Origin of the sequence: Streptomyces sp. NPDC012466, from assembly GCF_042955215.1 — a bacterium.
Classification (GTDB): domain Bacteria; phylum Actinomycetota; class Actinomycetes; order Streptomycetales; family Streptomycetaceae; genus Streptomyces.
Genome location: NZ_JBIBEQ010000008.1, coordinates 537,277 through 545,828, shown reverse-complemented (window position 1 = coordinate 545,828; position 8,552 = coordinate 537,277). Strand labels below are relative to the sequence as shown.

The 8,552-nt window shown below is 67.5% G+C and carries 8 protein-coding genes; 3 read left to right on the top strand and 5 right to left on the bottom strand.

Going from position 1 to position 8,552, the window contains the following annotated elements; genetic code table 11:
• Positions 1-177 precede the first annotated feature (177 nt).
• From ACFY9E_RS30000 to ACFY9E_RS29980, 5 genes are all read right to left on the bottom strand, one after another.
• Positions 178-1,134: a transporter substrate-binding domain-containing protein gene (locus ACFY9E_RS30000; RefSeq protein WP_390989151.1), complete on the bottom strand. Its 957-nt coding sequence runs from the start codon at positions 1,132-1,134 to the stop codon at positions 178-180.
• A gap of 196 nt (positions 1,135-1,330) precedes the next feature.
• On the bottom strand, positions 1,331-2,065 hold the full coding sequence (locus ACFY9E_RS29995; protein WP_390989149.1) for an SDR family oxidoreductase: 735 nt from the start codon (positions 2,063-2,065) through the stop codon (positions 1,331-1,333).
• A gap of 74 nt (positions 2,066-2,139) precedes the next feature.
• A complete protein-coding gene (locus tag ACFY9E_RS29990) occupies positions 2,140-3,246 on the bottom strand; it encodes an alanine racemase (RefSeq protein WP_390989147.1) in 1,107 nt (368 codons plus the stop codon).
• Positions 3,247-3,374: 128 nt separating this feature from the next.
• The gene (locus tag ACFY9E_RS29985) at positions 3,375-3,860 is read right to left on the bottom strand and encodes an Atu1372/SO_1960 family protein (protein ID WP_390989146.1); all 486 of its coding nucleotides are present in this window, start codon (positions 3,858-3,860) and stop codon (positions 3,375-3,377) included.
• Positions 3,861-4,758: 898 nt separating this feature from the next.
• Positions 4,759-5,445, bottom strand: coding sequence for an FCD domain-containing protein (locus tag ACFY9E_RS29980; protein WP_390989145.1), 687 nt, complete (start codon positions 5,443-5,445; stop codon positions 4,759-4,761).
• Positions 5,446-5,705: 260 nt separating this feature from the next.
• Between ACFY9E_RS29980 and ACFY9E_RS29975 the strand changes: the two genes are divergently transcribed.
• From ACFY9E_RS29975 to ACFY9E_RS29965, 3 genes are all read left to right on the top strand, one after another.
• On the top strand, positions 5,706-6,386 hold the full coding sequence (locus ACFY9E_RS29975) for a haloacid dehalogenase type II (protein WP_390989144.1): 681 nt from the start codon (positions 5,706-5,708) through the stop codon (positions 6,384-6,386).
• A gap of 49 nt (positions 6,387-6,435) precedes the next feature.
• Positions 6,436-6,921 carry an Atu1372/SO_1960 family protein gene (locus tag ACFY9E_RS29970; RefSeq protein ID WP_390989143.1) on the top strand — a complete coding sequence of 162 codons (486 nt, stop codon included), beginning with the start codon at positions 6,436-6,438 and terminating at the stop codon, positions 6,919-6,921.
• A gap of 225 nt (positions 6,922-7,146) precedes the next feature.
• Positions 7,147-8,550 carry an FAD-dependent oxidoreductase gene (locus ACFY9E_RS29965; protein ID WP_390989141.1) on the top strand — a complete coding sequence of 468 codons (1,404 nt, stop codon included), beginning with the start codon at positions 7,147-7,149 and terminating at the stop codon, positions 8,548-8,550.
• Positions 8,551-8,552: the final 2 nt, after the last annotated feature.

Here is an 8,552-nt window from a genome sequence, read left to right as displayed (position 1 = left end):
CAGCGATAGTTCTCGTTGGTCACCGCGGTCCACACCAGAGCGGCGACGATCGCGATCGCGACGGCCCAGGCGACATAGTCGCGAGGACGTTTCGGCGTGATCCGCTTCTTTTCTTCGGCCAGCAGTTCCGGCACCGGTCGGCTCCTGGTCTTCGTCTCGATCACGTCCATCGGCGTTTCAGTCCTGAGGGACGGCCATGGCCGCGGTCTTGATCCCGAGGTCCTTGAAACCCCAGCGGCCCAGCGCCTGGGCGTACTTGGGGCTGTCGATGATCGACTGGATGGCGGCCTGGACCGCAGGGGTCAGCGGCGAGTCCTTCTTCAGCGCGACAGCCACGGTCTTGGTGGCCACCAGGGGCTTGAGGACGTCGAACGTCTTGGGCTGTTGCGTGGCCGCCCACTGAAGCCCGGTGAAGTCGTACATCACCGCGTCGATCCGCTTGGACACAAGCTGGGTGAGGGCGTCGTTCACGCTGGGCAGGGTCACTGCCTTGATGGCCGGCTTGCCCTTGCTCGTACAGTCCTGCTTGGACAGCTGGGGCAGCCACTGCAGCTCCGCGGTGCTGCCGGACTGGACACCGACACGGTGCCCGCACAGCGTGTGGGTGCCCAAGCCCTGCGGATTTCCGTAGGGGACGGACACTCCGGTCCCGGCCTTGAAATAGTTGATCATGTCGAGCGCCTTCAGCCGGTCCGTGGTGGCACCCATGGTGGACGCCGTGAAGTCGTACCGGCCGCCCTGCAGTCCAGTGATGATGGTGTCGAACTTGACGTTGTTGAACTGCAGCTTCAGGCCGAGCTTGGCGGCGATCAGCCGGGACATGTCCGGGTTGAACCCGATCGGCGTCTTGTTGTCCGACGCCATGAACGTGGTCGGCGGACTGGTCAGGTCCATGGCCACCGAGAGCGTGCTCTTGGCCTTCACCGCCGCGGGCAGCAGCTTCACCGCCTTCGCATCCGGCTTCACACCCACCGAGATGTCGTCGGTGTGCTCGGCCGACGAACCGGACCCCCCGCCCTGCGCCGTGCTCTTCGCCCCCACGCTCTGCGGGGTGCCGCTCGATCCGCACGCGGCGAGCGCGAGGGCCAGGGCGGTCGTGACAATCGGGACGCTCAAGTGTCTTCTGATTCGCATGGGTTTGCTCCTTACAAGAGTGGAAAGCGCGCTGGGAGCCGCTGAGATCCCGGATGGGTGGTTGTTCGGAATTGGCTGGGGCGATCCGGAACTCGTCAACTGGGCGTTGGGCCTCGTGGGGTGCCGAAGGCATTCGCTCATCGCGTCGACCGGACCTGCGGTTCGCGACCTGCACGTACGACAAAGGCAGGGGTGTTCAGAAGGCGGTGTATCCGCCGTCGACGGGGAGGACTGCTCCGGTGATGTACGTCGACTCCGATGATGCGAAGAAGAGGGCCGCGTCGGCGACTTCTTCGGGGGTGGCGAGGCGTTGGAGCGGGATCTGGGTCTCGCGCTCGCGGCGGTAGGACTCCGGGTCCGGGCTGCGCTGGATCGCTGCTTCGATGACCGGGGTGGCGGTCAGACCTGGGGCGACGACGTTGACGCGGATGTTGCGCGGGGCCCATTCGATCGCCGCGCCCTTGGCTAGCATGATGAGGCCTCCCTTGGCGGCGGAGTACAGGACTTCCCCGGGCTTGCCGACCATGCCGAGTCGGGAACTGATGCAGACGAAGGAACCCCCTTCGGGGGGCATCAGCGGCGCGAAGTGCTTCATCACCAGGAACGCGCTGAGCAGGTTGCTGTCGAGCACGTTCTTCGCGTCGTCATAGGGCATCTCGGTGAGCGGGCTGCTGGCCTGTAGGCCGTGGTTGATGACGACGACGTCGACGGTGCCGAGGGATTCGGCGGCCTGGTTGGCCAGGGCCTCGACGAACGCCTCGTCGTTGAGGTCTCCAGGGACGTACAGGTCGTCGGTCTGGGCGGTGTCGAGTTGCTCCCTGCGGCCGGTGAGCAGCAGTCGCGCCCCCTCGCGGCGGAAGTGGGAACTCACCGCCTGCCCTATGCCACTGCTGGCGCCGGTCACCAGGGCCGCGACGTTCTTGAGTCTCATGTCAGGCACTCCTTCACAAAAATGGGGCGGTCGGGTCGGGGGCTCGGGTACGAGGTCTCTCGTCCCGGGGCCGGTCAGCTGAGGAATCCGCGGGCGTCGACCGGCCACCGCTGCAGCGACGTGCCCGTGCTGTCGGTGACGATCAGCTCCTCGAAATTGACGACGACCGGGCAGACGTGGTTCGGCACCACCGGCACCACGGTGCCGACCCTGGGGCGGAACTCGCCCGCGGGCAGCGCGAGGAATCCGTGGTACTCGTTGAGCTTGGACAGGAAGGCCTTCGTGCCGGCGACCCGGCCGTAGCCGCGCTCGAGGCTGCCTTCGCGGCTGAGGGCCTTGGTGCCCGCATCGAGGATGACCTGGTCGGGGACCCAGTCGCTGACCACGGTGGCGGCGACGAACAGCGCGATCTGGTCGTCCGTGCAGGCGCCGAGCCGGGCGTTGTTCAGGTCGCCGAAGACGTACTCGCCGGGACGGATCTCGGTGATCACGCTGCTGGTGGAGAACTCGACGGTGGGTGTGGAGCCGGCGCTGACCACTTCGGCGGTGATCCCGACGCCGTCGAGGCTGCGTACCGCGGTGGTCAGCGCGGCGTCCTGGTCCTGCGCGGCGCGTTCGCGAGCGTCGGGGCCGGAGCTGCCGTGACCTGGATAGGTGAAGACGCCCACCGGCACCAGGCCGCGCTTGCGGGCGGCGAGTGCGAGGTCGCCCGCGGCCTCGGGGGGCGCACCGGAGCGACGGGCGCCGCAGTCGACCTCGACCACGACCTGCAGCCGGTCCGGTTCGTCTCCCATCGCCTCGGCGAGGGCCTCGATCGCCGCGGCGTTGTCGACGCCGACCCGCAGCTGGGCGGACTCGGCGAGCCGGCGGATCCGTGTCCCCTTCGTTCCCGCGGGCCAGACCGGGTAGGCGAGGAAGATGTCGTCGAATCCGGCCGCGGCGAAGACCTCGGCCTCACCGACATTGCCCGCGGTGATTCCGACCGCCCCGGCCTCGATCTGCCGCCGGCCGATCTCCACACACTTGTGTGTCTTGACGTGAGGCCTGACGACGAGGTTGTGCTGAGCGGCGAAGCCCTGCATGCGGTCGATATTGTCCTGCACGACGTCGACCAGCACGATCGGCGCGGGGGTGTCGATCCGCTCGACCAGAGCGTCGAGAGCTCGCTGGAGCCGGTTCACGCTGCACTCCTCTTGCTTGTGTCTGGGAATTGAGCGAGGGGCGCGGATGCCGGCTCCCTCGAATGCCGCACGTGCGTGGCGCGCGCAACGTCACGCGCGCTCGCGCTGCACCGGCGCCGCGCCCGGCCCTACACCGCGGTGCAGACCATCTGGATCTCGACCGGACTGTTGAGCGGCAACCCGGCGACACCGATCGCGGTGCGAGCGTGCCGTCCGTTCTCGCCCAGCACCTCGATGAGCAGTTCACTGGCCGCGTTGGCGACCCGCGACTGCAGACCGAAGTCCGGCGTACTGGCCACGAAGACCAGCATCTGCACAATGCGGACCCGGTCCAGGCCTCCCACCGCTTGCACGGCTGCGGCAAGGCAGTTGAGTACGGCATGGCGCGCGAGCTCCCGCGCCGTCTCCAGCTCCACGTCCCGGCCGACAATGCCCTGACCCAGCAGTTCACCGTCCCTGTAAGGCAGTTGGCCCGAAATGTAGATGCTGGAGCCCACCGTCCGCTGGTCCACGTAGTACGGGTTCTCACGGAGCTCGGGAAGGGCCAGACCCAAGGCCTGGAGCCGATCGGAAGCCGAGCCGGTGTGTGCTACCGAGGCCTCCCGCCCGCTCACCGTGCCACCGCCTTGGACGGCACAGGCCACAGAACCTCGCAGTCAGCTGCGAGAACCCGCATCGTGTGATTTGTGATCATTTGCACTCGGTCGTCCTCTCGAGCACCTGTGGCGACAAGGTGTCGCATAGTGGCTTAAATCAGCCACCCTCATTGTCGTTTGTCGACCATATGGCTGCCTGTTGAACACTGTCAACAGAAACTTCAGCACCGAGCACAAGCTGGGTGCGCCGCGTGCGGACCCATCCGCTGCTGCCGGAAACGACGGCCGACACCGCAACCGCGCTCACCGGTCCATCCGGTTCGGCGGGGGCGAGAGTGTGCAGCGCACCTGTCCACATGACGGTCGCTGTCGGCGGCGGAGTCCAGGCGATTGACACGGAGCGCCGACCGGATCGCCGAAAACGCGCCGCCGGTCGACCTCACACCCCACGAGATCCTTTGATGCCACGACTCGCCCCGCTGTACGGGGCCGGCAGTTGCCTCCGGGCTCGGGCCGACCTTGCCGACCGCATCTCCGCGCTTACGCCCGGGGTACCGAAGCCAGGGCCCGGCCCGGCCGCAGTGGGCATGCTCGACGCACTGGGCGGCATCGGCGCACCGGCCGGGTCACGGTGCCGCGATCAAGTCAGTCAGAGCGCGCGGGGGCAGCGACCCGGACGGAGTCCGACCGATTCCTGACAAACATGGGAGGCACCCAGGACTCCGCGCAGCTACCTCGCAGCCGTGAACGCCCCGTCGCCCCGGCCCGTCCCACCGCGCCGACGGCCGGCGCCCTCATACAAGATCCGCTACAAGCCTGCATTGATGGTGCGCACTCGACCCTGACCTTTCGGCGCACGGCCTGCAACGTCACGATGAGGAGCGGGCCCGGACACTGCCCCACACGCGGCATGGCCTCATACGTGCCGATGCGCCGGTTCTCCCACATCTCCCGTCTGGGCTCCCAGCCCCATGGGGAAATGGGCAGCCAGTTCCTGGCGGAACGTGTCGGTGTCGCCTTCCAGGGCAACCGCGGCCAACCGCTCGTGCTCGACGACCAGTTGTTGCGGGTCGTCGCTGTATGTGCGGTGATCGACGCTGAGGTGGAGGCGCAGCTTGGTCTCCCAGCCGTTCCAGAGACTCTGCAGGACGCCGTGCCCCGAGAGATCGTAGAAGAGCCTGTGGAATCGAAGGTGCGCGTCGATGCTGGCCGGGATGTCGTCCTTCTCCATTGCCCGGCGGAGATCCTCGACGGTTTGCAGCAGCTGGGGCCGCTCGGGACCGCGCAGCGCTTCGGCCGAGAGCTCGGCGGCGTACGGTTCGACACGCAGCCGGACCGAGTCGATCTCGGCCACCTCACGAGCGCTCACCTCTACGACGAACGCCCCGCGGTAGGGGATCTTGACGACGAGCCCTTCCTCCTCCAGCTTGGTCAGCGCCTCGCGCAGCGGGGACCGGCTGATGCCGAGATCCGAGGCGATGTGCGCCTCGCGCAGCTGGCCACCAGGAGGTACGGCCCCGTCGAGGATGGCCGCCCGCAGTGTGCGGTAGACGCCGTCCGGCGTCGTCGTCCGCTGCTCCTGCCACTCGAACTTGTGATCCACCCCGTCACCCTCCCATCGGTGCCTGTCGACCACTTGGTCGTTTGTCGACTCTACCCCTGTCGGGTTTCGCCCCCCGCACCTCAAGTCGCTCCCCCGACACGGAAACTCCCTGGACCGTCAGACGGTCGACGCCGGGACCGCAGAAGGCACTCCTCAGACGCTGTTGACAGTCGATATCCACTTGGTCGACAATCGACCGTACCGATGGTCGACAATCGACCAGATCGCTCGGACTGTGCCCTGAAACACTAGGAGGAACAGTGGGATTCGAGGTCAAGCCCAAGTTCGTGACGTTCGACATGAACGGAACGCTGATCAAGTTCAGCATCAACGACACGATGCGTGAGGTCCTGGGCGACCGGCTGCCGCCCGAGATCGCCGATGAGTACCTGCGGATCTGCAAGGCGTACCGGATCGACGAGTGCACGGGCGCGTACCAGCCGTTCCACCAGGTCGTCGCGCGTTCCATGGAACGCGCCTCGCGCGCGGTCGGTCTCGAGTACCGCGAGGACGAGGCGCGGGCGGTGTACGAGCTCATCCCCACCTGGGGCCCCTACCCCGGCGTCACCGAGGCGCTTAACCGCCTGGCCGAGGCGGTCCCGCTGGTCATCATCACCAACAGCGACACCGCGCACGCCGTGCGCCTCGCGGAGAACCTCAAGGCCCCGTTCGAGGTCGTCATCAGCGCCGAGGAAATGGGCGTCTACAAGCCGCGACTCCGCGCGTTCGAGTACATGTTCGACAAGCTCGGCGTGACGCCCGACGAGCTCGTGCACGTCTCCGCCAGCCCGATGTACGACCTGCGCTCCGCGGCCATCATGGGCATCGAGAACAAGGTGTACGTCGACCGCGGCTTCGAGCACGACGAGCACTGGCTCGGCTACGAACGGATCACCGACATCGCCGACCTCCCGGTCCTCTTCGGCCTGCCGCGCCCTTGACGCCCGAGAGGAGAACCGAGGAAAAGGTGCGCAGCGAGGCGGTGGCGGCATGTGCCCGCCCCTGCCGCAAACCGTCACGGGCGACTCGGCTGCGGAAAGGCTCCGAGCCCTGGGACTGACGCTCCCCGTCCTCGCCGACAGCACGTACCTCGTGCCTCACCGGACGGTGGGGTCCAGCATCCACCTCTCCGGCCAACTTCCCTTCAGGGGCGGCGAACTGCTGGGCCAGGGCGTAGTCGGCCGGGACGTGGAGCTGGAGACGGCGCGGGAGCTCGCGCGCCATGCCGCGCTCAACGCTCTCGCCGCTGCAGTGCAGGCGGTGGGGGATCTGGACCGGGTCCGGATCGTGCAGATGCTGGTTTTCGTGGCCAGTACGCCGGACTTCGGTCTGCAGTCACAGGTCGCCAATGCGGCCAGTGAACTGCTCATCGAGGTCTTGGGCGAGAACGGCCGGCACGCCCGCACCGCGATCGGTGTCGCCGGGCTCCCCCTCAACACTCCTGTCGAAATCCAGATGATCTGCACTGCGGTCTAGCGACGAGCCGATCGTGAGCGGCGGCGGTGAACCGACTTCCACAGGCGCGGCGTGAGGGGCGGATCCCCGTCCGACGCGCCGCCGCTGCCGAGGCGATCGCCGACCCCGTCCTCCGCCTCGCGCGTCGGAGTCCTCCGACCTCAACGGGGCAACCCTCCCCGTCGACGGCAGCTGCACCGCCTTCCAACCCCGCCCCCGGTCCCAGACACAGAAGAAGGACGCACCATGAACGCCCATGCGGCACCACCGCGAAACGGAGAGCTCGGCTTCTGGGTGGCCGGGCTGGCCGACAAGAGGCCGTCGTTCCCCCGCTTCACCGGCCAGGACTCCGTGGACGTGGCCATTGTCGGCGGCGGCTATACCGGCCTCTGGGCGGCGTACTTCGCCAAGAAGCTCGAACCGTCGCTCTCGGTCGCCGTCTTCGAGGCCGAACAGGTGGGCTACGGCGCGTCAGGACGCAACGGTGGCTGGCTCTCGGCGATGCCCCCAGGGAACCGTGCCGCCTTCGCCCGCGCCGGGGGCGGGCTGGAAGCGAGCCGGGCACTGCAGCAGGAATTCGTCGCCGGCGTCGACGCGGTCCTGGACATTCTCCGAGCCGAGCGCATCGATGCCGATCAGCACAAGGGTGGCGCGCTCGTCGCCGCCCACACTCGGGCAGGGCTGGGCCGGCTTGTGGCCAGGCGTGATGCCGACCTGAAGTACGGGCTGACCGACGACGAAGTCCACATGCTCGACCGGGACGAGTTCCGGAGCCGGATCGACATCTCCACCGTCCACGGCGGGCTCTTCTACAAGCACTGCGCGCGGTTCCACCCCGCGAAACTCGTCTACGGCCTCGCCGACACCCTGACCTCCATGGGGGTCAGGATCTACGAGGGCAGCCGAGTGGACAGCGTCGTGGACAGGACCCTCACCTTGGCCGACGGACGCGTCAGCGCGGCCAGGACGTTCATCTGCACCGAAGGCTATTCGGGACATCTGCTCGGCAGCCGGACCCTGATCCCGGTCAACTCCTCGTTGATCGTGACCAAGCCCCTGCCGGAGGAGGCATGGCAGGAGATCCGCTGGGACGGGTTCCAGTGTCTCAGTGACTCCGCGCACACGTTCATCTATGCCCAGCGGACATCGGACGGCCGTATCGCCATGGGGGGTCGCGGTGTCCCCTACCGCTTCGGGTCCGGCACAGGGGGAGCCGGTGCGACCGCCCAGTCCACCATCGACCTGATCTCGCAGAAGCTCAGCGCCTTCTTCCCGAGCATCCCCTTCGAGGTGGACCACGCCTGGTCAGGAGTCCTGGGCGTCACGCGGGACTGGAACGGCGGCGTGCACTGGGACCCGGCATCGGGGATCGGATCGTCCACCGGCTACGCCGGACACGGCGTCACGTCGGCCTACGTCGGCGGCAGGACTCTCGTGGAGCTCGCCTTCGAGAAGCAAACCGAACGGACCACCCTTCCCTGGGTCGGCTACCGGGCACGGAAGTGGGAACCGGAACCCATCCGCTGGCTGGGCGTTCACGCCATGTACCGCCTCTTCGGTGTTGCCGACCAGTGGGAAGAGCGCAGGGGTTCCAGCAAGACCTCACTTCTGGCCAGATTCGGCAGCAGACTCGCCGGACTTCACGAGTAAAG